This window comes from Polynucleobacter sp. AM-25C3, assembly GCF_018882335.1.
In the GTDB taxonomy this organism is placed as follows: Bacteria; Pseudomonadota; Gammaproteobacteria; order Burkholderiales; family Burkholderiaceae; genus Polynucleobacter.
Window position 1 is genome coordinate 15,572 of sequence record NZ_JACVOS010000012.1, and the last position, 23,869, is coordinate 39,440.

Consider the following 23,869-nt stretch of genomic DNA (forward strand, 5'->3'; position numbering starts at 1 on the left):
ATTAAGGTTCGAATGGATGGGGAATTGGCTTTTGATCGAGCCATGCTTCTAGCGTTTGAGTGATGCCTTGCGAGAAGGTTTCAAAAATAGGCTCTGCAATAAACCCGAGATGAGGTGTCACTAGTAGGTTGGGTGTATAGCGAAGTGGATCATCCTTTGGCAGCGGTTCGATGTCAAAGACATCTACTGCGGCTTGCGCGGGACAACCCTTTTTAAGCGCGGCACCTAAATCGGGCATATTGATTAATGCTGAACGCGAAGTATTTACCAAAATGGAATCCGGGCGCATTAAGGCAAGTTGATCGGCGCTAATGATGCCCTTAGTGCCAGGGCCGGCTACCAGATGCATCGTGATTACTTTTGATGTACTCAGTAATTCATCTAGGCTAACGGATGTTGCATTTTCAGCAGCAGCACGTTCCGGTGTCATGCGGGGACTCCAGGTCACGACTTCCATGCCAAACGCATGGCCAACTCTCGCTACTCGACTACCGATTGCACCTAAGCCCATCACACCAAGCCGTTGGCCAGAAAGCATTGGTAGTAGAGATAGTTCATCGCGCCAGCCACCAGTAGAAATTAACTTGTTCTGCTCAATCAGGTGTTTAGAGGCGCCTAAGATTAAGGCCCAGGTTAACTCGGCGGTGGTCTCTGTTGATGGGCCACCGGGCGTACATGCCATGGGAATGTTTCTGGAGGCCAAAGAGGTGGCCTCAAGTGTGCCATTCCGTTTACCGGTAAACATGAGGAACTTGAGCTTTGGGAGTCTTGCGATCATGGCCTCATTAAAGGGTGATCGATCGCGCACGATAGCAATCGCATCAGCGTCTTTTACGGCCTCATATAGCGCCTCATCTCGCAAGGGCTCATGATGAATTGTGAGGTTTGCACTCTGGTCGAGCTTATCCCAGTTTGAGAAGCGACGCAGGGCGCGTTCGTAATCCCCTAGGATGACAATGTTAGGTAAATTGGTCATGTCTCTTTTCTTATTTATTATTCTGTTTGAGTTTACTATCGATCCCTAAGCCATTTTGACAAAGGAAATTCCCATGATTTTGGAGCATTGTGATATTGAAATTGACCCAACTAAGGGTGCTCAGTTTGAAGAAGCTATTTTGCACGGCGTAAATACGGTAATTGCTAAAGCGAAAGGCTTTCGAGGCTTTAAGGTCAACCGCAGTATCGAAAGTCCAGCGCGGTATTTGCTCTTAATTTACTGGGATACCTTAGAAAATCATACCTTGGATTTTAGGGGGTCAGAAGCCTTTGCTGAGTGGCGTGCGATTGTTGGCCCATTTTTTGTAAAGCCCCCTTTTGTTGAGCATATGACTTTGGTGGGTAAGTCGGATTAATGGTGTTGGCTTTCTAAGCCTTCAGTTTTTTACGGATGGAGCGCTCTACTGGGATGGAATCTAGGTTGGGCTCCAAAGCCTCTCGTTCATCAAAGACAAAGCAAGTGCCCGTGTAGTGAGCCGATCCGACCTCCTCAAAGTACTTGAGGATGCCACCTTCCAGTTGGTAACTATGCCCCATGCCAATCTCGCGCATATACAGACCAGATTTTTCACAGCGTATCCCGCCGGTGCAAAAGCTCACCAAGGTTTTATCTGCTAACTCTTCTTTTTTGGCCGAAATTGCTTCCGGAAATTGTGTAAATTTCTCGATATTAAAATGCAGTGCATTCTCGAAGGTGCCATACTCCACTTCGAAAGCATTGCGTGTGTCGACCATCACTACAGGGCGTCCTAGATCATCTGTGCCACGATCAAGCCACTCTTGTAATTTCTTCGGCGCAATGAAATTCGCGCGACCCTCTTCTGGACGAATGGTGGGGTGATTCATGCGAATGATTTCATTCTTTAGTTTGATGAGCATCTTCTTAAAGGGCTGGGTTTCTGACCAGCTATCTTTAGACTCGAGAGATTTGAAGCGGGGGTCTTCTCGCAACCAATCTAAAAATCCACGCAACTCAGGCCCGCTCCCAGCTAAGAACATATTGATGCCTTCACCAGTCAGCAAAATAGTCCCCTTGAGATGACGGGCATTGCATTCTCCCAACATTTTGTCGCGCAACTCTGCCAGATTGTCTAGACTGACAAATAAATAGGCGGCTATGTTCAATATTGGCTTCATCTTTAATCTCTCTTGGCTACGCGCACCATTATCAAACAGGCTGCGCAGAGCGGTGGTAATCTTGCAGTCTTACCTGAAGGAGACATGCAATGCTGATTTTATTAAAAAAGGCTAAAAAAGCCCTGTTATTCAGCGTATTTTTGATGGTGGCTAGCTCTATTGCCATTGCCCAAACCGCCGGAGTAGGCGCTTGGCCTACCCAAAAACCAATCCGCCTTATTGCTGTTTTCCCACCGGGAGGCTCCGTTGATCAGGTTGCCCGTGTATTGGCCCCGGCTTTGCAGTCGGAATTAAAGCAAAACGTGATTGTGGAGAACGTGGGCGGCGCCTCTGGAGTGATTGGTACTGCGGCCATGACAAGATCTGATCCAGATGGCTATACCTTTGCGGTGGTATTTGATACCCATGGCGTGAATCCTTCCCTTAAAGATAAGCTTCCCTACGACACCATTAAAGACATCGCCCCTGTCATTCTGATTGGTACATCACCGATGGTCTTGGTTGCGAGTAAGAAATCAGGCATCACTAGCTTTAAGCAGTTGGTCGATCTTTCTAAAACAGGCAAGCAATTTAGTTACGGCTCTATCGGAGTCGGAAGCTTAGGACACTTAGCAATGGCCCGTCTCGCAAAACAAGCGGGTTTTGATTGGAATCACGTTCCTTATCGTGGTGGTGGTCCTATGATGCAAGATGCCTTGGGTAGTCAAGTTGAGTTGGCAATAGGCTCAGAGTTTTTAGTAAAACCCCATGTTGATAGCGGCGGCGTGATTCCACTGGTGATTACCACGGCCAAAAGATCCCCATCCTTGCCAAATGTACCAACGATTTCTGAGAGTGGGTTCCCGGGCTTTAGTGCGCCAGCTTGGTGGGCGGTATTGGCTCCCGGTAAAACACCTCCGGCAGTGGTCGATGCGATGAACAAGGCGTTGAATAAAGCGTTGAAAACCTCAGCAGTTGCTGAAAAGTTCAAGGCACAAGGCATTCAAATTGTTGGGGGTACCCCTGAAGCTGCTCAAGAGTTTATTGGTAAGCAAATTGGAATTTGGGGTAAGTTTGTTATCGAAAACAACATCAAAGAGACGCAGTAAGGAATCTATATGACTGAACGTTTAATTCCTTATCAGCCAATGGATTTGGCTGAACCGGCCGTCCTTGTGGCTGCGATCCGCCAGCGACGGGGAGGTCAGTTTATTAATTTAGACCGCATGCTTTTGCATAGCACCCCGATTGCCAAGGGTTGGAATCACTTCATTGGAGAGATTCGTAACAATCTTTCTTTAGATCCCAAGTTACGCGAGCTAGCGATGTGTGGTGTGGCCGTTCTTAATGGCGCTGAATATGAATTCTTTCATCATACCCCTCCGTTTATCAAGGCGGGTGGTACTGAGGAGCAGGTTAAAGCACTTCGTTTAATTGGCCAACCCAGTTTCCCCAAAGCCCCTTTCTCTTCTCTTGAAAATGATGCGGTAGAGTTGACTCTCCAGATGACGCGCAATATTCAGGTGGATAGCGCTTTGATGAAACGTTTGCAGGCTACCCTCGGCAATACAGACACGGTAGAGCTGGTGACGGTTGTGGCAGCGTACAACATGGTCTCTCGCTTTTTAATTGCCTTAGATGTGAACCCTGAGGAGCATCCTCCTGAATAAGCCATGAGCCAAGATAGCGTCATTCATTGGGAAGAGAATAGCCATCCGCATACGGCACTCTGGCATTCTGAGAATGGCATAGTGCCACACAAAAAAGTGGTGCCTGCAGATGACGCGATGACGGCTGACGATGCCTATCATTTGGCATGTGAAGGTACAGCAATCCTTTGGAAGGGTGATTTTCAGAATGCTCGACAACTATTGCAGGCTTTGGTTCGTAGGATAGATAAGCCTTCGAAAAAATCCAAGCGCGCAGGAAAGAGGGTTGATAAATCGGTTGATACTGCCGTCAAGAAAACCGCAAAAGATATTTTCAATCGGCATCGCCTCATTCAATCTCAACGAGCAAGAATACTGGGCATGCTGTTGATCCAATGCAATACTGATCACACGATTTCATTACGTCGCGCACCAGACGTCACTCAGGCCTGCCTAGAAGCCTATGGCAGCGTTAGCGAGCCCTATGTCATTTCATTGCGAGAGCTATTAGGTGTGATTAGTGCGCATGAATGGCGCAAGAATGGATTACCTATTCTGGCTGATGGCGATGGGGAACCCATTTTTGTTCATCCGCATTACGGTGTTTTCTCACCTGTTCGTGGTGAATATATTGAGCTGGTATGCAATGCACCATTACCCAAAGCGTTGGATGCGGAATCTATTGCATTTGATATTGGCGTTGGCACTGGGGTGCTCTCTATTATTTTGGCAATGCGTGATGTACAAAACATTGTTGCCACCGATCAAGATGACCGTGCCCTCGCTTGCGCTAAAGAAAATATTGCGTTTTTGAAGCTAGGCTCGCAAATAGAGATTGTGAAGGCCAATTTATTTCCAAAAGGAAAGGCTTCGCTGATCCTATGTAATCCACCTTGGGTACCAGCAAGACCTAGCTCAACCTTAGAGCACGCTGTCTATGATCCTGATAGCCAAATGCTCAAAGGATTTTTAGCTGGATTGAAAGATCACCTATTACCTCAGGGAGAGGGGTGGTTAATTCTGTCTGATTTAGCCGAACATCTCGAGCTGAGAACTCGACAAGAGTTGCTCTCGTGGATTGAGGATGCAGGTTTGATTGTTTTAGGCCGTATTGATACCAAGCCCAAACATCCTAAAGCATTTGATGATTCTGATTTACTGTATTTTGCAAGAGCAATTGAAGTCACTTCACTTTGGCGATTAAAAGTAATTTAGAACTTTTGATAATTTTTCCAGGATATAGATATCCCTAATAAATGCAGCCCCTTAGCCTAAAGGGTTGTTAATGCAAGTTACTAACCCTAAAATTACTGACAATATTTTCATAAAGTTTCAGTAATTAAGAGTTGAGTTTGCTAAAAATTTTTAAGTTAATTCCCATCCAATCTAGGTGGATTATTTCCCTAGTGCTTGGTATGCATTTATTCGTTCTATTTAGCTCCTTTAACGAACAATCAATTTCATCCAGCAAATTTCCTGCTGATATTTTAAGTATTGCTATTGTGAGAAATGCCTCAGTACATAATTCAATAAATTCTGATCAAAAATCTGATTTCATTCAAACTGCCAGGATCGGTATTAGCCATGATCCTTCCCCGGCAAGAGCGCCTGGGAGTACCGGCATCGATCTATCCCTGCCAAGATCCCTACCAAATTTGAGTGAAAGAAATATCCATTCCAATCCAAAGCCTCCATACCCCCTTGCCAGCAAGCGACTTGGAGAGCAAGGCGCTGTCAAGCTTAGCTTGTGTATTAATCGCCTTGGCACTGTTGAAATAGTCTCCATGGTGAATAGTTCCGGCTATGAGAAATTAGATAGATCAGCTTTGGAAACAGTAAGAACTTGGAAATTTTCCGCGCTAGAGATCGAGGATCAATCCCTATCTCACTGCTACCTTCTCCCCATTCACTTTAGGTTGGAGGCTTGATATGAATTTGGAGCTTAAAAGCTCAGCTAAGGATTTATTCTTTATCGACCCAAACTTACCCAAGATAATTCCAAGCTCAGCTTTATTTGGCAAAGAAAAATCGATTGTTATTAATCATGACGGGCAACGATATGTTTTACGAATTACCAAATTAAGGAAACTCATTTTGACTAAATAGTCATGCACTATTTTTTTAGCCAGCAAAAGTATTTTGATATGCGATTAGCCAGCGATTTTTTGTACATATCTCTGGAGATTGCATATGAAGCAGCAAAAAGTAGCTTGGGCCTCATGCTTTGCACTGGCTTGCGGATGTTCGTTGGCTTTAAGTGTTCATGCTAAAGAAGTCGAATTACCGAGACTCGATATTGTGGGTCGGGAAGAAAATGCCCGCTCAAAAATCCCCGGGACTGTTGATGTTATTAATCAACAGCAGTTGGAGATACTTCAGCCCTTATCTATTCAAGATGCGCTGAAGACCGTTCCCGGTATCAATATTCGTGGAGATGAGGGTGGGTTAGGAGCCATTCCCAATATTGGCATTAGGGGTCTTAATCCTAGTCGAAGTCAAAAGGTGCTGTTGCTTGAGGATGGGGCTCCGATTCATCCTAGCTTGTTTATTTCTAGTGCATCCTATTACAGCCCTCCAGTTGACCGCATGAGTGGGATCGAAATTTTGAAAGGGGCATCTGGCTTGCAGTATGGGCCATCCAATATTGGCGGCGTTATTAATTACCTTACTAAAACTCCGGAAGAGGGCTTTAAGCTCTCCGCTAAAGCAGGTAATTATGGATATCAATTGGCTCAAATTGAGGCGGGTGGAAAGTCAGAGAGTAATGGTGCTGTAGCAGGTATCAACATTATCAAGTCAGAGAGCGATGGATATCAAGGTAATGGATTCAAGATGTATGACATCTTATTTAAAGGCGGTGTCGCAATTGATCAAAATCAATGGCTAAGTCTCAAATATACTCATTACGATAACAACATTAATACCTCATATGTAGGCTTAAGACCAGACCAATATAACAATAATTTTTCATCAAATCCCGCTCCAAATGATTACTTTATTACTCAGAGAAATGCGGTTGATTTAAATCATTCTTGGGAGTTGGGTGAAGGTACTAAGCTGAATACTCTTTTGTATTGGAGTCGACTGGGTAGAGATTATTGGCGCCAAGGTATCACTGGACGCAAGGTAGATAAGACCGTTTTTAATTCGTGCAATGGTTCAAATGATTGCATGTTTGGACGCAATCGTGAATTCCAAATGCTCGGATTAGATTCTCGCGTTTCCCAAACTTACTCAGCCATGGGCATACAAAATGAGTTTGAGTTTGGCCTACGCCTGCATACTGAGACACAATCAAACCAGCTTGTGGCATCGCGCAGTTTTAGCAAGTCGGGAAGATTAGCAGGTCATGAAGAAAACAAAGCAAATTCAATTGCACTTTTTGCTCAAAATCGATTTATGTTGACTAAAGACTTTGCTATTACCCCTGGTATTCGGATTGAGAGTTATAACCAGTCCCGAAATAATATCCTTACCGAAAAATCAGGTAGCGCAAAAAATGTAGAGACTGTTCCCCAAATCGGCGCTACTTGGCAGATTGATCCAGAGATACAGATTTACTCAAGTGTGTATAAGGGTTTTGCACCTGCACAATTAGCCACTGCCATCAGCGAAAAAGGTATAGACCAGCAATTAGATCCTGAAAGATCAACTAATTTTGAGATTGGTCTAAGAGGTGTCGATGCTGGGTTTAGTTACGATGCAGCAGTTTTTAGCATGAACTTTAGCAATCAAATAGTAAATCAAAGTCTTGCGGCAGGCATCACTAAAGCTAATGGCGGTCAAAGCTTGCACCAAGGTATGGAGTTGGCTTTGGGTTATGAATTGGGTGCTGGATGGGGTCTAAATGGAAATCTCACTTACATTCCAGTTGCGAAATTTGTGGGAAATTCTTCAATGGGAGGGGATGGAAATCGAATTCCATACACTGCTAAGATGGTTTCAAACCTGGGGGTAAATTATCAAAAAAATGGATTTAATACTTTGCTTAGCTTGAATTACCTATCACCCCAATTCGCTGATGCGGCAAATACGAGTTTGCCAAACTCCATTGGCACTCTCGGGGAGATCCCATCTATCACCACCGTTAATTGGAGTGCACATTACGCGATTGATAAAAGTTGGAAGGTATTTGGCGCAGTGAATAATGTATTCAATAAGCGTTATGTAGCTAGCAGAAGTCCTGATGGTATTTTTCTAGGTGCACCGCTCAATTTTCAAGCGGGTATGAGTTACCAGTTTTTTTAAGACAATAAATCCAGTGCTACTCAAGCTAATTATTTTGCAAATAGTTGGCTTGGGTCTTCGAATGCTTTGAATTCCAGGGCATTGCCAGCAGGGTCGAGGAAGAACATCGTGGCTTGCTCACCAACTTTGCCTTTAAAGCGAATCTGTGGCTCCATAATGAATTTCATACCGCTATTGCGCAATCTATCGGCTAAGGTATGCCAATCTGGCATCGTTAACACAACCCCAAAATGTTTTACAGGAACTTGATGGCCGTCAACTTCATTTGAGGCTGCATGGCCGCATTCTTCAGGTGCTAGGTGGGCAACCAATTGGTGTCCAAAGAAATCAAAGTCAATCCATTCATCAGAGCTACGACCTTCGGCGCAACCTAAGGTGCTACCGTAAAAAGTGCGAGCTGCCTCTAAGTTGTCTACAGGAAATGCAAGGTGAAAAGGTTGAATGCTTGACATGACGATCCTTCATAATGATATGGAGCTGAGCTTAGCATGCCCCAATGTGTGTGTTGGCAAAGTTTAGTATATTGAGATCATAAAAAATATTAATATTTGGCGGAGACAACCATGTTGAGCGATCGATTGGATGGGCTATGAGCGGTAGTGTGAGTAAAGACAAAAAACAAGCTCCTGTAACTGGCTTACGCAAGGGATTAACGAGTTACGGTGATAAAGGATTTTCTTTGTTTTTGCGTAAAGCATTTATTAAAGGTGCGGGGTATACCAATAGCGCCTTAGATCGTCCTGTCATTGGGATCATCAATACTGGCAGTGCCTACAACCCTTGTCATGGCAATATGCCGCAGTTGATTGAGGCTGTAAAACGCGGCGTGATGTTGGCGGGTGGTTTGCCGATGGACTTCCCGACGATTTCAATTCATGAAAGCTTTGCTGCTCCAACCAGTATGTATTTGCGTAACCTGATGTCGATGGATACCGAGGAGATGCTGCGCGCTCAACCCATGGATGCGGTAGTCATGATTGGTGGCTGCGATAAAACGGTGCCGGCACAAATGATGGGCGCGGCCTCAGCGGGTTTGCCCGCTATTCAATTAATTACCGGTTCAATGCTGACTGGTTCACATCGAAGTGAGCGTGTAGGTGCATGCACTGACTGTCGTCGCTATTGGGGAAAATTCCGCGCTGGGGAAATTGATGAAGTTGAAAAAGATGAAGTGAATGACCAGTTAGTAGCCAGTGTTGGCACCTGCTCAGTGATGGGTACCGCTAGTACGATGGCTTGTATCTCTGAGGCATTGGGAATGACCGTGCCTGGAGGAGCTACCCCGCCAGCGGTAACGGCAGATCGTATTCGGATTGCTGAAGAGACGGGTACTCGTGCCGTGCAAATGGCTAAGGATGGTTTAACAATTGATAAGGTATTAACTGCTGATGCTTTTGAGAATGCCATGCGAGTCCTATTAGCTATCGGCGGCTCGACGAATGGGATTATTCACTTAGCCGCTATCGCTGGACGTATGGGCTTAGAAATTGATTTAGACGCTCTCGATAAGATGGGTGATGAGACGCCGGTACTGGTTGATTTGAAGCCATCTGGTGATCACTACATGGAGAACTTCCATGATGCCGGTGGCATGACAACCTTGCTGCGTGAGCTAAAGCCTTTGTTAAAGCTTGATGCGATGACGGTGACTGGTCGCACTCTAGGCGAGGAGATTGATGCTGCCCCTCCAAGCTTTAAACAAGATGTAGTGCGCAAATTGGATAACCCGATTTATCCACGCGGCAGTATTGCGGTCTTGCATGGCAACTTAGCTCCTGGCGGCGCCATCATCAAGCAATCTGCTGCTAATGAAAAATTGATGGAGCATGAGGGCCGTGCTGTTGTCTTTGAAAACAGTGAAGATCTTGCGAATCGCATTGATAGCCCGGAGCTAGATGTTACTGCTGAGGATATTTTGGTGCTCAAGAATATTGGTCCTAAAGGTGCTCCCGGTATGCCTGAAGCGGGATACATCCCAATTCCGATGAAACTGGCGCGTGCCGGCGTAAAAGATATTGTCAGAATTTCTGATGGTCGTATGAGTGGCACTGCATTTGGAACCATTGTGTTGCATGTCACTCCTGAAGCTGCAGTCGGTGGGCCGCTAGCGCATGTAAAAAATGGTGATCGTATTCGTTTGAGCGTTAAAAATCGTGAGATTAGTTTATTCGTCTCGGAGGAAGAGTTGGCCAAGCGTGCAAAAGAAAACCCAGTGATCGAGCCCACTGCAGAGCGTGGTTACTTAAAGCTATTCTTGGATACAGTTACGCAAGCAGATAAGGGTGTTGATTTTGATTTCTTGAGGGCTGCGAAGATGGTTGGTAAAACACCGAAGCGCTAAATGAAAAACGCCACCCTGGTGGGTGGCGTTTGACTGTTGCTAAAGCAAGTTCTTCAAATTGGGTGTGGAGTCGGCGGGAATCGAACCCGCGTCCGCAAATCCTCTACAACAAGTTCTACATACTTAGTCATATCATTTAATTTAGCTAGCTAGTCACAGACTGACATGTTCCACGCTGGCGATTCACTAAGTTTTCGAACCATTCCCCGTGACATGAAATGATCTTATCTCTTGTAAATGACCCTGACCTAGCTTTCGCTAGCTGACCCAAGAGAGAATCAGTTCAGGGGCAACCGCAATTAAGCGGCTAGTGCGAAACGTTCGTCGTTTGCAGTTATTACATTCCCATTGATTTACGAGATAACGGGTCCTCGGTATGCCCTTGATGCTTTGTAATCCACGTCGAAACCATGTCGACCCCGGAGTTCATGCATTGGAATCTCTATTTTAAGGCTCTTAGCCTTTAAATGCTCGATATCTTTTATATCCCTATTTAGGGAAGATGATTTCCAGCAATTCGAGCGGGTGGCGCACTAGATAATCTGCGCCCCAAGATTCTGGAGGTTCTTCACAGCCGCAATAACCATACGCTGCCGCAATGGTTTTCATGCCCGCTGCTTTGCCTGCCACGATATCTCTAATGTCATCGCCAACGTACAGCGACCGGCTTGGGTCAATATTGGCGACTCTGGCAGCATGCAAAATGGGCTCAGGATGTGGTTTTGAGTAAGGAGTGGTGTCGCCTGAGACGGTAGACACAGATCTTTGGCGCAAACCCATTAGAACGGTCAAGGGATTGGTAAAGCGCTCACCTTTGTTCGTCACAATCCCCCAGGGGAGCTTTGCACCATCCAGTTGATCTAGTAAGTGATCTACACCCTCAAAAAGCACGCTATCAACCAGCAAGGCTTTTTCATAGTTCTCAAAAAACTCATCACGTAATGAAATGAAGTCGGGGTGATCGGTATCGATACCAAACGCTCCACCGATTAGGCCTCGCGCACCAGCTGAGGCGCAAGGGCGCAAGACTTCGTATTGCTTGGGGGGAAGATTGCGGGCAATCAGGAGCTGGTTAGCGGCTGCCACAAGGTCTGGAGCGGTGTCCGCAAGGGTGCCATCCAAGTCAAAAAAGACCCCCTTGTAAGGACTTGCTAACCCGTTACTCATTTACGTACGGCAATCATGTAATTCACATCCACATCATCACCTAGGCTGTATACCTGGGTAAGGGGGTTGTAGCTCATCCCCTTCATGCCGATCATTTCCAGTCCAGCTTGGCGCGTAAATGCGACCAACTCAGATGGTTTAATGAATTTCGCGTATTCGTGAGTACCTTTGGGAAGCAATCTCAAGACGTATTCAGCGCCAATAATGGCAAATAAGTAGGATTTGGGGCTGCGGTTCAGGGTGCTAAAAAAGAGGGTGCCACCAGGCTTGCAGAGCTTGGCACAGGCCCGAACTACTGACGAGGGATCTGGGACGTGCTCAAGCATCTCCATGCAGGTCACAACGTCATACTGCTCTGGCTGCTCTTCGGCTATGGCTTCAGCTGAAATAGAGCGGTATTCGAGGCTTGCACCCACTTCAAGGGCATGCAATTCAGCTACTTTGAGGGCTTTTTCGGATAAATCAATGCCGCAGGTATCGGCACCGGATTGAGCGATAGACTCGGCCAAAATGCCGCCACCACAACCGACATCTAGAACCTTCTTGCCCTGGAGGTCAACAAAAGACTTGATCCAGTTGAGGCGCAAGGGGTTAATTGCATGCAGGGGCTTAAATTCACTATTAGGATCCCACCAGCGGTGGGCTAAGGCGCTAAATTTAGCGATTTCAGATTGATCGACGTTCATAGGAATTTGGGCGCAGGAAGCGCTTTGGAATAAATGAAATACGAATATAGCGGAAATAAAAAAGCCCGGCAGAACCGGGCTTTTTTACAAGTAAAAAGAATTACTTAACTGCAGCTGTACCAACAACTTCGATGTCGGTGCGGCGGTTCTTAGCGCGGCCTTCAGCAGTTGCATTTGATGCAACTGGATTGCTCTTGCCTTTTGATTCTGTGTAAATACGGCTACCGTCAACACCTTTGCTTACCAAGTAAGCTTTAACGGACTGAGCACGACGTTGGCCGAGAGCCATGTTGTAAGCATCAGTACCAACGCTATCAGTGTTACCAACAGCAATAATGACTTCTAATTTGATCTTGCCTAAGTCTTTAGCGATTTTGTCTAAAGTAGCCATGCCTTCTGGCTTCAATGTAGCTTTATCGAAGTCATAGAGTGTGTCAGCTTGCAAAGTGATCTTGCTTTGGCTTACACCAGCGGCAGATTTAGGAGCCAACCAGCCATCACAACCAGCAGCTGCAGTTGCAGGTGTCCAGTTGTTATCACGCCAGCACAATGTGCCGTCGCCGTTTTTCCAGTTCAAGCCAGAGCTGTTTTCCCAGTTATCAGAAGCCATCGCTGCAGAAGCAGAAACAGTAACAACAGAAGCTAACAACACTTTTAGGGTTTTGTTCATTTTTAGTCCTCAAAAATCTCTTTTTTAATTAAAGTCAAACTTAAATGTAATTCGCCCTACTTTGAAGCAAAAAACCGCAAAGCGACACATCTCAATTTCGTACAAACTGACAGAATCTTAGCATAGGGGCTATCAGTCATCAAAATGATATTATTTCTAAATGGAACAAGCCGCTAAAGAAACACTACCAATATCCCTAGAAGACGAAATGCGGCGGTCCTATTTGGACTACGCAATGAGCGTCATTGTCGGCAGAGCCCTGCCAGACGTACGTGACGGCCTTAAACCGGTCCATCGCCGGGTCTTATTCGCGATGTATGAATTAAACAACGATTGGAACCGAGCTTACAAAAAATCTGCCCGTATAGTTGGCGATGTGATCGGTAAATACCATCCACATGGCGATTCTGCGGTGTACGACACCATCGTTCGTATGGCCCAAGATTTCTCTCTGCGCTATATGCTGGTTGACGGACAGGGTAACTTTGGCTCCGTGGACGGCGATAACGCTGCTGCAATGCGGTATACCGAGATCCGCCTCCGTAAGATTGCCCATGAGTTATTGGCCGATTTGGACAAAGAAACCGTGGATTTTGGGCCAAATTACGACGGTAGCGAGAAAGAGCCCCTTATTCTTCCTGCAAAAGTACCTAATTTGCTGATTAACGGCAGTTCAGGTATTGCAGTGGGTATGGCGACTAATATCCCTCCCCACAACCTAGATGAGGTGGTTACAGCCTGTTTGCACGTCTTACACAACCCAGATTGCACGATTGATGAGCTAATTGAGATCATTCCGGCACCAGATTTTCCGACCGCCGGCATTATTTATGGTGTTCAAGGGGTTCGTGAGGGCTATCGCACTGGCCGTGGTCGTGTGGTGATGCGCGCTAAAACCCATTTTGAAGACCTCGACAAGGGCGCTCGTCAGTCCATCATCGTGGATGAGTTGCCATACCAAGTAAATAAAAAGAATTTGCTCGAACGCATTGCTGAGTTGGTGAATGAGAAAAAAGTAGAGGGTATTTCTGATTTGCGTGATGAGTCTGATAAGTCAGGTATGCGCGTAGTGATCGAACTAAAGCGTGGTGAAGTGCCTGAAGTCGTTCTCAATAATTTGTATAAGAGCACACAACTGCAAGATAACTTCGGCATGAACATGGTGGCCTTGGTGGATAACCAACCACGTCTGTTGAACTTGAAGCAGATGCTCGAGTACTTCTTGCAACATCGTCGCGAAGTAGTTACGCGCCGTACTATTTTTGAATTACGCAAAGCACGTGAACGTGGTCATGTCTTAGAAGGTCTTGCTGTTGCATTAGCAAACATTGATGAATTTATTGCGATCATCAAAGCTGCTGCAAATCCAGTAATTGCTAAACAAGAATTGATGAGCAAGGCATGGGACTCTTCCATGGTGCGTGAGATGTTGGCGCGTGCTGAGACAGATACCCCTGGCGGTCGCAACGCTTATCGTCCTGAAGGCTTGTTGCCAGAGTACGGCATGCAAACTACTGGACTCTATCGCTTGTCTGATAGCCAAGCACAAGAAATTTTGCAGATGCGTTTACAACGCTTGACTGGCCTTGAGCAAGACAAGATTGTGAATGAATATAAAGAGGTAATGTCTGAGATTTCTGACTTGCTCGACTTACTTGCTAAGCCAGAGCGCGTCACTCAAGTCATTGAATCTGAGCTGAAGGAAGTTCAAGCGGAATTTGGTATTGCTGGGGGCGATTCTGGCCGTCGTTCATTTATTGAAATGAATGCAACCGAGTTGTTCACAGAAGATTTGATTACACCGCAAGATATGGTGGTCACACTTTCCAACACGGGTTATATGAAGAGCCAGCCTCTGAGTGAATATCGTGCGCAAAAGCGTGGTGGTCGCGGCAAGCAAGCTGCAGCTACTAAGAATGAAGATTGGATTGAAACCCTCTTCGTCGCAAATACGCATGACATCATTTTGTGCTTCTCTGATCGTGGCCGTATGTACTGGCTCAAAGTATGGGAAGTCCCGCAAGGTAGCCGTAACTCACGTGGCAAGCCTATCGTCAATATGTTCCCATTGATTGAAGGTGAAAAGATTACTGTGATTCTCCCGATTAAGGGATATCAAGATGATCATTACGTCTTTATGGCAACAAGCTTGGGCACTGTGAAGAAGACGCGATTGTCTGACTTCTCCAATCCTCGCAAGGCCGGAATCATTGCGGTCGATTTGAATGAAAACGATTTCTTAGTTGGCGCCGCAATTACCGATGGCCAGCATGATGTGATGTTGTTCTCGGATGCCGGTAAAGCGGTGCGCTTTGATGAGAATGATGTTCGCCCAATGGGGCGTACAGCGCGCGGTGTACGTGGTATGAGCTTGGGTGAAGGACATCAAGTGATTGCCATGTTAGTTTCTCAAGCAGAGGTGGCGGAAGGTGTTGAGGCTGCGGTAGTAGATGAGAGCGGCCTTGCTATTCCAAGTAGTGTATTGACTGCAACTGAAAATGGTTTTGGTAAGCGCACTCCGATTGCTGAATACACCCGTCACGGTCGCGGCACTAAAGGCATGATCGCGATTCAGACTACGGAGCGAAACGGTAAAGTCGTTGCTGCTGCTCTGGTTTCTCCTGAAGATCAAATTATGTTGATCACCACCGGTGGTATCTTGGTGCGTACGCGTGTTTCAGAGATTCGTGAAATGGGTCGCGCTACTCAAGGCGTTACCTTGATCAACGTGGACGAAGGCACTCGTTTGTCTGGCTTACAGCGTATTGCTGAAAGCGATTCTGATGATGAGAATGAACTCGATGATGGTGAAGAGGGTGATGTTGCTGCAGATCCAGTAGTTGATTCCAATTCTGATGAAGCTGGTGATGCCTAACTGGCATTCATACAAGGTTAATTAATTCATCATGACGTTTGACCGCCGCATTTTCAATTTCGCTGCGGGGCCTGCTACCGTACCTGAAGAGGTATTAAAGCAAGCCGCTGCAGAGATGTTGAATTGGCAAGGACTTGGTGCTAGTGTGATGGAGGTAAGTCACCGCGGCAAAGAGTTCATGGCTCTTTACGAGGAAGTACTCCAAGATCTTCGTACCCTCATGGGCATTCCTGATTCTTATGAAATATTGATGCTTCAAGGTGGGGGCTTGGGTCAAAATGCGGCCATTCCCATGAACCTCATGAGCCTTGCTAAGAATGGTCCTAAGGCGGACTTCTTAGTAACCGGCATTTGGTCTGAAAAATCTTACAAAGAAGCGGATAAGTATGGCGTTGCTCATCTAGCAGCGTCTTCAGCAGCAGAAAAATTCAACACGATTCCAGCAAGATCGACTTGGCAACTATCAGATGATGCTGCCTATGTGCATTACTGCGCTAATGAAACCATTGGTGGCGTAGAGTTTCCAGATGTGCCGGATGTGAACGGCAAGGTATTAGTTGCGGATATCTCTAGCAACATTCTTTCTAAAGAGATGGATATCAGTAAGTGCGGCGTTTGGTTTGGTGGCGCACAAAAAAATATTGGCCCATCCGGTGTAACGATCGTGATTGTGCGTAAAGATTTGATGGGTCACGGCATGAAGATCACTCCATCGATTTGGGATTGGTCTAAGCAAGCTGCCAATCAATCGATGCTCAATACGCCCCCGACATTTGCTATCTACATGGCTGGCCTAGGCTTTAAGTGGTTGCTAAAGCAGGGCGGTGTTAAAGCAATCGAACAGCGCAATCAAGAAAAAGCAGATCTACTTTATAACTACTTAGATCAAAGTAGCTTGTATGAGAATCGCGTTACCAAAGAATATCGGTCTAGAATGAATGTTACCTTCTTCTTGAAGGATGAAAATCTAAACGCAGAGTTTTTAGCGCAATCGAATGCGGCAGGCTTAGTTGCCCTGCGCGGTCATAAGGCTGCAGGTGGTATGCGGGCCAGTATTTACAACGCAATGCCACTAGAGGGCGTTAAGGCGCTAGTGGACTTTATGCGTGACTTTGAAAGGCGTGCCTAATGAGCTCCAAAGACCAGAGTACTGAGGAGCAGCGCCTAGCGCCAATCCGTGACAAGATTGATGCGCTCGATGCGCAGATTTTGGATTTGTTATCGCAACGCGCAAAAGCGGCCCAAGAAGTTGGTCACATCAAGGGTGGATTTTCCTCGCCAGTGTTTAGGCCAGAGCGTGAGCGACAAGTTGTTGCGCGCTTACAAGAACTCAGCAAGGGCCCATTGTTACCTGATGGCATAGCTGCAATTTGGCGAGAGGTGATGTCAGCTTGCCGTGCCTTAGAGGCTCGTCAGACAATTGCTTATCTCGGACCAGTGGGAACATTTTCAGAGCAAGCAGCCCAGACTTATTTTGGTCACTCGATTGCTGGCTTGCCTTGCAACAGTCTTGATGAAGTATTTAAAGCGGTTGAGAAGGGCGCGGCGCAATTTGGTGTTGTTCCTGTTGAGAACTCAAGCGAAGGCGCCATCTCCCGTACTTTAGATTTGCTGCTAGATTCTCCAATGCGTATTAGTGGTGAAGTGGTTCTGCCTATTCGTCACCACCTCTTAACCAAGAGCGGTAACCTGGATGGTGTAACCACCGTATGTGCGCATGCCCAAGCCTTGGCGCAATGTCAGCAATGGTTGAGTGTGCATGCGCCTCAATTAAAGCGTCAGGCAGTCAGCAGCAATGCCGAGGCTGCTCGCATGGCTTCCATTGATCCAGCATTAGCAGCTATTGCAGGTGACCCAGCGCAAGAAGCCTACGGTCTTCAAGCAGTGGCTGCCCAGATTCAGGATGATCCGCATAACCGGACACGTTTTGTGGTGGTCGGCACTTACGAGTGTCAGCCTACCGGCAAAGATCAAACATCCTTGGTTCTCTCGGTAGATAACCAACCAGGCGCTGTACACCGATTGTTAGAGCCCTTAGCGAAGCATGGTGTTTCCATGAATCGTTTCGAGTCTCGTCCTGCTCGCAAAGGCACTTGGGAGTATCACTTCTACATTGATGTAGCGGGTCATACTGAGGATGCGAAAGTGGCTAAGGCATTGGATGAGTTAAAAACGACAGCGGCTTTTTACAAAAACCTTGGCTCATACCCCCATTCCGCATGAGCTCTAAGATTGGTTTAAAACATATTCATGCGATAGCGCCTTATGTAGGTGGACGACCTATCAGCGAGGTAGCGCGTGAGTATGGCTTGGATGAAAGCAAGATCGTCAAACTGGCGTCCAATGAAAATCCATTGGGCATGCCAAAATCAGCGCAAGAAGCGATGCTCAAAGCGGCTAGTGATTTAGGTCGTTATCCCGACTCGAATGGTTTTGAGTTAAAGAATGTTTTATCGGCACGCTTAGGTGTTCCAACGAATTGGATTACCTTAGGTAATGGCAGCAACGACATTTTGGAATTGGCTGCCCGCGCAGTAGCTCAAACTGGCGATGAAGTGATCTTCTCTAAGCATGCCTTTGCCGTTTATCCGCTGGCTACTCAAGCTGTAGGTGCCAAGGCAGTCGAGGTGGCCGCTACTGAAATGTATGGTCATGACCTACCTGCCATGCTACAGGCAGTGAAAGCGGCTGGCGATAAAGCCAAACTCGTCTTTGTAGCTAATCCCAATAATCCAACAGGCAGTTATTTGACCGCCAAAGAGATCGAGGATTTCTTAATCGCCGTGCCTGCCCATGTTGTGGTGGTCTTGGATGAGGCTTATAACGAATATCTCACTGCTGATCAGCGCTATGATGCGATTGCTTGGGTAAAGCGTTTCCCGAACATGATTTTGTCCCGTAGTTTCTCTAAAGCCTATGGCCTAGCAGGCTTACGAATTGGTTACGGCGTAGCACAGCCAGGCTTGACGGATTTGCTTAATCGCATTCGTCAACCGTTTAACGTTAATAGTCTTGCACAAGCAGCGGCGATTGCGGCGTTTCAAGACTCTGCTTTTTTGCAACAAGGCTTTGAATTAAACCGTGCTGGTTTTGCTCAATTAACCCAAGCTTTCGATGAGCTCGGTCTGACCTACTTACCATCTGCTGGTAACTTTGTGTTGGTGAAGGTGGGTGAGGATGATGGCGCTGGCACTCGCATTAATTTAGAGTTACTTAAGCGCGGCATCATTGTTCGCCCGGTAGGAAATTATGGCCTGCCACAGTGGTTGCGTATTTCCATCGGCCTGCCAGAAGAAAACGCGGCCTTTATTGCTGCTCTTAAAGATATTTTGGCTCAGCAGTAATTCAACAGCAATTAGATCAATTCAATACGGCAATGACCATCATCAATCCATCTAGTAATTACGGCACCGTCACTATTGTTGGCGTTGGCCTGATTGGCGCTTCTCTTGGTTTGGCTTTAAAGAAAGCGGGCGTTGTTAACAAGGTACTCGGTGTTGGTCGCAGCCCCGCAAATCTGGATCAAGCGCTCAAGATGGGCGCGATTGATGGTGTGGTCGATTTAGTCGAGGCAGCCAAGCAGTCTGATGTGATTGTGTTGTGTGTGCCGGTCGCGCAAATGAGATCAGCCTTTGAGGTGATTGAGCCCCACCTTGAGCCTCGCACGATGTTGACTGATGCAGGTAGCACCAAGGGCGATGTGATTTTGGCTGCTAAGGAAGTCCTCGGCAAGAAGGCCTGTCAATTTGTGCCAGCCCATCCGATTGCGGGTGGAGCACAGCATGGTGCTAGCGCTGCTAAAGCAGACCTATTTCAGGGCAAACAAACGATTCTTTGCCCCTTGCAGGAAAACTCTCCACAAGATACTGAATTAATCGAAGGCTTTTGGCAGTCCGTTGGCTCTGTTGTGAAAAAAATCTCCAACGTGCAACACGATGCTATTTATGCTGCCGTATCGCATTTGCCACATATTCTCTCGTATGCGCTGATGGCCAGCGTAGTGAACTCTGAGGATGCCGATCAAAAACTCAGTCATGTTGGTGCAGGCTTTAAAGATTTCACACGCATTGCCGCCTCTAGTCCGGAGATGTGGCGTGATATTTGTCTAGGTAATCGCACCGCCGTTCTCAAAGAGCTCGATCAATATTTGCTGATCGTCAATCACATGCGCAAATTGATTGCTGAGAATGATGGCGCTGGTTTGGAGAAGTTATTTAATAAGGCAAGCAAAGCACGTCAAGATTTGGATGTACTTTGATGAGTGGGATTCCAGATATTCAGATTGGTCCATTTAAGAAAGCCCAAGGCTCCATTGTCTTGCCAGGATCGAAGAGTATTTCCAATCGCGCCTTGTTATTGGCGGCGCTTTCCACTGGAACTACTACGCTGAAAAACTTGCTGGATGCCGACGATACGCAGGTCATGCGTAATGCCTTGCGTCAGTTAGGTTTGTCTGTAACCGACCAAGCAGATAATGTGTGCGTGGTGGAAGGTTGTGGCGGTAAATTCCCCGCGCAAGATGCAGATCTCTTTATGGGTAATGCAGGTACGGCGATACGTCCATTAACAGCGGCACTTGCAATGCAAGGTGGTAACTATCGCTTATCTGGTGTGCCGCGGATGCATGAGCGCCCCATTCGTGATTTGGTAGATGGCTTGCGTCAAGTGGGCGCAAAGATTGATTATGAATTGCAAGAAGGTTATCCTCCCATCAAAATTTCTGCTGCGGATATTCAAATTAAAGATGTTGTTAAGGTGCGTGGCGATGTCTCAAGCCAATTCCTGACTGCCCTGTTGATGGCTTTGCCTTTAGTGGCTAAAGAGCCTGTCAAGATTGAAGTGATTGGTGAACTCATTTCTCGCCCTTATATTGAAATTACCCTCAAGCTTATGGCTCGATTCGGCGTCACGGTGGCACGTCCTGATGCACAGTCATTTGTGATCCCCGCCAAAACATCGGATGCGGTATATCAAAGTCCTGGGGTGTTATCGGTTGAGGGTGATGCATCCTCTGCCTCTTACTTCTTAGCGCTTGGTGCAATTGGTGGTGGCCCGGTTCGTGTTCTTGGTGTTGGTAGCAATAGCATTCAAGGTGATGTGGCATTTGCTGATGCACTGGCGCTCATGGGTGCCAAGATTTCATCTGGTGAAGATTGGATTGAAGTTGCTGGCGTGAAGAATGCCAATGGCAAACTCAATGGCATCACGATCGATTGCACGGAAATTCCAGATGCAGCCATGACATTGGCTGTTGCTGCATTGTTTGCTGAAGGGTCAACCCGCTTAAACAATATTGCGAGTTGGCGCGTGAAAGAGACAGACCGCATTGCTGCAATGGCTAAAGAGTTGAAAAAAGTGGGCGCTATTGTGGAGGAGGGTGCTGACTACATCGTCGTTCAAGCACCCAAATCACTTATCGACTGGAAGTCGCCTAGCGAAGGTATTGATACTTATGATGACCATCGCATGGCGATGTGTTTCTCATTAGCGGCATTTGGCCCAAATACTTTGCAGATCAATGACCCAAACTGCGTGGCCAAAACCTTCCCAAGCTACTTTGCTGAATTTGCAAAGATTGTTTCCTAGAATTCATTTATTTCATGAGTCTGCCTCCAGTAATCGCCATTGATGGCCCAACTGCCTCAGGAAAAGGGACGGTCGCCTCTTTGGTGGCAGAAAAGCTCGGCTTTCACTATTTGGATAGTGGGGCGCTTTATCGCTTGGTTGCCTTGGGAAGTCAAAAAGCATTGATTGACCCCAAAAATGGCCCAGAACTGGGTATTTTGGCCAAAAAACTAGTGATTTCCTTCAAAAATGGCCAAATTCTGCTCAATTCTGAAGATGTGACCGAAGACATTCGTACGGAAAGCATTGGTTTGCGTGCCTCAGCGATTGCCGTTCACCCAGAAGTTCGACAGGCTTTAGTGGCAGTTCAGCATGGTTTTAGAACTACTCCGGGCTTGGTGGCTGATGGCAGGGACATGGCTAGCGTCATATTCCCAGATGCAGCGCTCAAGGTTTTCCTGACGGCGACAGCGCAAGCCAGAGCCGAGCGTCGGTATAAGCAATTGATAGCTAAGGGAATTTCTGCTAAACTAGACGACTTGCTGCACGATTTGCAGGAGCGCGATGCCAGAGACAGTAGTCGAGGTACAGCACCCTTGCTAGTTGCAGATGGTGCCAAAGTGCTAGAAACATCAGAATTATCGATAGATCAAGCAGTTAAGACGGTTTTAGATTGGTATCAATCAAAAACAGCTTAGTTTGTTGGTGAGTAGTAAAAAAGCAGTGGCAGTAGTTTTGGTGTCTTAAGGAACTCTACAACGCGATTATCTAATTTAGCGTGTTTCTTGGGGCTTTTTTAATCTAACCCGTCGGGCCTTCTGACGGCACAAAGTGAATATATAAATGTCTGAATCATTTGCAGAATTATTTGAAGAATCATTAACCCGATCGAATATGAAGACCGGCCAAGTTATTTCGGCTGAAGTCCTTCGCATCGACCATAACTTCGTCGTTGTTAACGCTGGCTTGAAGTCTGAAGCGTTTATTCCTGTTGAAGAATTCCATAACGACGCTGGCGAGATTGAAGTAGCTCCTGGCGATTTCGTTTCTGTTGCTATTGACGCTCTTGAGAACGGCTATGGCGACACAATCCTTTCCCGTGACAAAGCGAAGCGCTTGGCATCATGGATGAATTTGGAAAAAGCTCTTGAGCAAGCTGAGATCGTTACTGGTACTGTTACCGGTAAGGTTAAGGGCGGCTTGACAGTTATGGTTAACGGTATCCGCGCATTCTTGCCTGGATCACTCGTTGATACACGTCCAATCAAAGACACCAGCCCTTACGAAGGTAAGACGATGGAGTTCAAGGTTATCAAGCTTGACCGTAAGCGTAACAACGTAGTGTTGTCACGTCGTGCGGTTGTTGAAGCTAGCCAAGGTGAAGAGCGCGCGAAGTTGATGTCTAACCTCAAAGAAGGTAGCGTTGTTCAAGGTATCGTTAAGAACATTACTGACTACGGCGCGTTCGTGGACCTCGGTGGTATCGATGGCCTCTTGCACATTACCGATTTGGCATGGCGTCGTGTGCGTCACCCAAGCGAGATGTTGACTGTTGGTCAAGAAGTTACAGCAAAGATTTTGAAGTTCGATCAAGAAAAGAACCGTGTTTCACTCGGCGTGAAACAGCTTGGTGATGATCCATGGGTTGGTATCGCTCGTCGTTACCCACCAAACACCCGTTTATTCGGTAAGGTAACCAACTTGACTGACTACGGTGCGTTCGTTGAAATCGAATCCGGTATCGAAGGTTTGGTACACGTTTCTGAAATGGATTGGACCAACAAGAACGTTGCTCCAAGCAAAGCTACTGCATTAGGAACCGAAGTTGAAGTCATGGTTCTAGATATTGATGAAGACAAGCGTCGTATTAGCTTGGGCATCAAGCAGTGCAAAGCAAATCCATGGGAAGAGTTCTCACGTGGCCAACAAAAAGGCGACAAGTTGACTGGTGCAATCAAGTCTATTACTGACTTTGGTGTGTTCATTGGCTTGCCTGGCGGTATCGACGGTTTAGTCCACCTCTCAGACCTTTCATGGAATGAGCCAGGCGAAGAAGCTGTTAAGAAATACAAAAAAGGCGATGAAGTTGAAGCAACTGTATTGGCCATTGATGTTGAGAAAGAGCGTATCTCTCTTGGTATCAAGCAATTGTCTGGTGACCCATTCAATAACTACACATCTGTCAGCGACAAGGGTAGCCTTGTAACTGGTACTGTGAAGGCTGTTGATGCTAAGGGCGCAACGATTCACTTGGCTGATGAAGTTGAAGCTTACTTACGTGCTTCTGAGATCTCAACAGATCGCGTTGAAGATGCACGCAATGTATTGAAAGAAGGCGATAGCGTAACTGCAATGATCATTAATATTGATCGTAAGTCACGCGTAATCAATCTTTCAATCAAGGCTAAAGACAGCTCTGACCAACAAGATGCTATGAGCAAGCTCCAAGGTGATGCGCAGTCCGGCACAACCAACTTGGGTGCTTTGTTGAAAGCGAAGTTGGACAATCAAGGCTAAATCAATATCGCCGCTTTCCATTAGGAGAGCGGCGGTTTT

The 23,869-nt window shown here is 46.6% G+C and carries 22 protein-coding genes and 1 other RNA gene; 16 read left to right on the top strand and 7 right to left on the bottom strand.

What is annotated here, in order from left to right; translation table 11 throughout:
* Position 1: 1 nt before the first annotated feature.
* The gene (locus tag ICN12_RS08610) at positions 2-976 is read right to left on the bottom strand and encodes a D-2-hydroxyacid dehydrogenase family protein (RefSeq protein WP_216272096.1); all 975 of its coding nucleotides are present in this window, start codon (positions 974-976) and stop codon (positions 2-4) included.
* A gap of 73 nt (positions 977-1,049) precedes the next feature.
* Here ICN12_RS08610 and ICN12_RS08615 point away from each other — a divergent pair, with 73 nt between their 5' ends.
* Positions 1,050-1,352 carry an antibiotic biosynthesis monooxygenase family protein gene (locus tag ICN12_RS08615; protein WP_216272097.1) on the top strand — a complete coding sequence of 101 codons (303 nt, stop codon included), beginning with the start codon at positions 1,050-1,052 and terminating at the stop codon, positions 1,350-1,352.
* Positions 1,353-1,365: 13 nt separating this feature from the next.
* Here the strand turns inward: ICN12_RS08615 and ICN12_RS08620 are convergent, their stop codons facing one another.
* The gene (locus tag ICN12_RS08620; RefSeq protein ID WP_216272098.1) at positions 1,366-2,133 is read right to left on the bottom strand and encodes a sulfurtransferase; all 768 of its coding nucleotides are present in this window, start codon (positions 2,131-2,133) and stop codon (positions 1,366-1,368) included.
* 89 nt (positions 2,134-2,222) lie between these two features.
* Here ICN12_RS08620 and ICN12_RS08625 point away from each other — a divergent pair, with 89 nt between their 5' ends.
* The 6 genes from ICN12_RS08625 (at position 2,223) to ICN12_RS08650 (ending at position 8,009) form a co-directional block, all read left to right on the top strand.
* Positions 2,223-3,221, top strand: coding sequence for a tripartite tricarboxylate transporter substrate binding protein (locus ICN12_RS08625; RefSeq protein ID WP_216272099.1), 999 nt, complete (start codon positions 2,223-2,225; stop codon positions 3,219-3,221).
* Between the two features lie 9 nt (positions 3,222-3,230).
* Positions 3,231-3,782, top strand: coding sequence for a carboxymuconolactone decarboxylase family protein (locus tag ICN12_RS08630; RefSeq protein ID WP_216272100.1), 552 nt, complete (start codon positions 3,231-3,233; stop codon positions 3,780-3,782).
* Between the two features lie 3 nt (positions 3,783-3,785).
* A complete protein-coding gene (locus ICN12_RS08635) occupies positions 3,786-4,976 on the top strand; it encodes a methyltransferase (RefSeq protein ID WP_216272101.1) in 1,191 nt (396 codons plus the stop codon).
* A gap of 200 nt (positions 4,977-5,176) precedes the next feature.
* On the top strand, positions 5,177-5,689 hold the full coding sequence (locus tag ICN12_RS08640; RefSeq protein WP_216272102.1) for an energy transducer TonB: 513 nt from the start codon (positions 5,177-5,179) through the stop codon (positions 5,687-5,689).
* Between the two features lies 1 nt (position 5,690).
* Complete coding sequence (gene hemP / locus ICN12_RS11005; RefSeq protein WP_216272103.1) at positions 5,691-5,867, top strand: hemin uptake protein HemP; 177 nt, start codon at positions 5,691-5,693, stop codon at positions 5,865-5,867.
* Between the two features lie 84 nt (positions 5,868-5,951).
* Complete coding sequence (locus tag ICN12_RS08650) at positions 5,952-8,009, top strand: TonB-dependent receptor family protein (protein WP_216272104.1); 2,058 nt, start codon at positions 5,952-5,954, stop codon at positions 8,007-8,009.
* 29 nt (positions 8,010-8,038) lie between these two features.
* Here the strand turns inward: ICN12_RS08650 and ICN12_RS08655 are convergent, their stop codons facing one another.
* A complete protein-coding gene (locus ICN12_RS08655) occupies positions 8,039-8,461 on the bottom strand; it encodes a VOC family protein (RefSeq protein WP_216272105.1) in 423 nt (140 codons plus the stop codon).
* Positions 8,462-8,598: 137 nt separating this feature from the next.
* Here ICN12_RS08655 and ICN12_RS08660 point away from each other — a divergent pair, with 137 nt between their 5' ends.
* Positions 8,599-10,350: an IlvD/Edd family dehydratase gene (locus ICN12_RS08660; RefSeq protein WP_216272106.1), complete on the top strand. Its 1,752-nt coding sequence runs from the start codon at positions 8,599-8,601 to the stop codon at positions 10,348-10,350.
* 62 nt (positions 10,351-10,412) lie between these two features.
* On the opposite strand, the gene ssrA is transcribed toward ICN12_RS08660, so the two are convergent.
* From ssrA to ompA, 4 genes are all read right to left on the bottom strand, one after another.
* Positions 10,413-10,771, bottom strand: a transfer-messenger RNA (tmRNA) gene (gene ssrA, locus ICN12_RS08665).
* A gap of 68 nt (positions 10,772-10,839) precedes the next feature.
* Positions 10,840-11,517: an HAD family hydrolase gene (locus tag ICN12_RS08670; protein ID WP_216272107.1), complete on the bottom strand. Its 678-nt coding sequence runs from the start codon at positions 11,515-11,517 to the stop codon at positions 10,840-10,842.
* Positions 11,514-12,203 (bottom strand): bifunctional 2-polyprenyl-6-hydroxyphenol methylase/3-demethylubiquinol 3-O-methyltransferase UbiG, encoded by a 690-nt coding sequence (gene ubiG / locus ICN12_RS08675; RefSeq protein ID WP_216272108.1) that lies wholly within the window; start codon positions 12,201-12,203, stop codon positions 11,514-11,516. Before ubiG ends, ICN12_RS08670 begins: the two co-directional genes overlap by 4 nt.
* A 100-nt stretch (positions 12,204-12,303) precedes the next feature.
* Positions 12,304-12,873: an outer membrane protein OmpA gene (gene ompA / locus ICN12_RS08680; RefSeq protein WP_216272109.1), complete on the bottom strand. Its 570-nt coding sequence runs from the start codon at positions 12,871-12,873 to the stop codon at positions 12,304-12,306.
* A gap of 160 nt (positions 12,874-13,033) precedes the next feature.
* Between ompA and gyrA the strand changes: the two genes are divergently transcribed.
* From gyrA to rpsA, 8 genes are all read left to right on the top strand, one after another.
* Positions 13,034-15,748, top strand: a complete 2,715-nt coding sequence (gene gyrA, locus ICN12_RS08685) for a DNA gyrase subunit A (RefSeq protein WP_216272110.1) — start codon at positions 13,034-13,036, stop codon at positions 15,746-15,748.
* A 31-nt stretch (positions 15,749-15,779) separates the two neighbouring features.
* Entirely contained in the window at positions 15,780-16,877 is a 1,098-nt protein-coding gene (gene serC, locus ICN12_RS08690; RefSeq protein ID WP_216272111.1) for a 3-phosphoserine/phosphohydroxythreonine transaminase, read from the top strand.
* Positions 16,877-17,971, top strand: a complete 1,095-nt coding sequence (gene pheA / locus ICN12_RS08695; protein WP_216272112.1) for a prephenate dehydratase — start codon at positions 16,877-16,879, stop codon at positions 17,969-17,971. The genes serC and pheA overlap by 1 nt, the downstream gene beginning before the upstream one ends.
* Positions 17,968-19,092, top strand: a complete 1,125-nt coding sequence (gene hisC / locus ICN12_RS08700; protein ID WP_216272113.1) for a histidinol-phosphate transaminase — start codon at positions 17,968-17,970, stop codon at positions 19,090-19,092. Before pheA ends, hisC begins: the two co-directional genes overlap by 4 nt.
* A gap of 32 nt (positions 19,093-19,124) precedes the next feature.
* Entirely contained in the window at positions 19,125-20,006 is an 882-nt protein-coding gene (locus tag ICN12_RS08705; RefSeq protein WP_216272114.1) for a prephenate dehydrogenase, read from the top strand.
* On the top strand, positions 20,006-21,334 hold the full coding sequence (gene aroA / locus ICN12_RS08710; protein WP_216862175.1) for a 3-phosphoshikimate 1-carboxyvinyltransferase: 1,329 nt from the start codon (positions 20,006-20,008) through the stop codon (positions 21,332-21,334). Before ICN12_RS08705 ends, aroA begins: the two co-directional genes overlap by 1 nt.
* A gap of 14 nt (positions 21,335-21,348) precedes the next feature.
* Positions 21,349-22,011 carry a (d)CMP kinase gene (cmk, locus tag ICN12_RS08715; protein ID WP_216272115.1) on the top strand — a complete coding sequence of 221 codons (663 nt, stop codon included), beginning with the start codon at positions 21,349-21,351 and terminating at the stop codon, positions 22,009-22,011.
* A gap of 145 nt (positions 22,012-22,156) precedes the next feature.
* A complete protein-coding gene (gene rpsA / locus ICN12_RS08720; RefSeq protein WP_015421646.1) occupies positions 22,157-23,830 on the top strand; it encodes a 30S ribosomal protein S1 in 1,674 nt (557 codons plus the stop codon).
* The last annotated feature ends 39 nt before the right edge of the window (positions 23,831-23,869 follow it).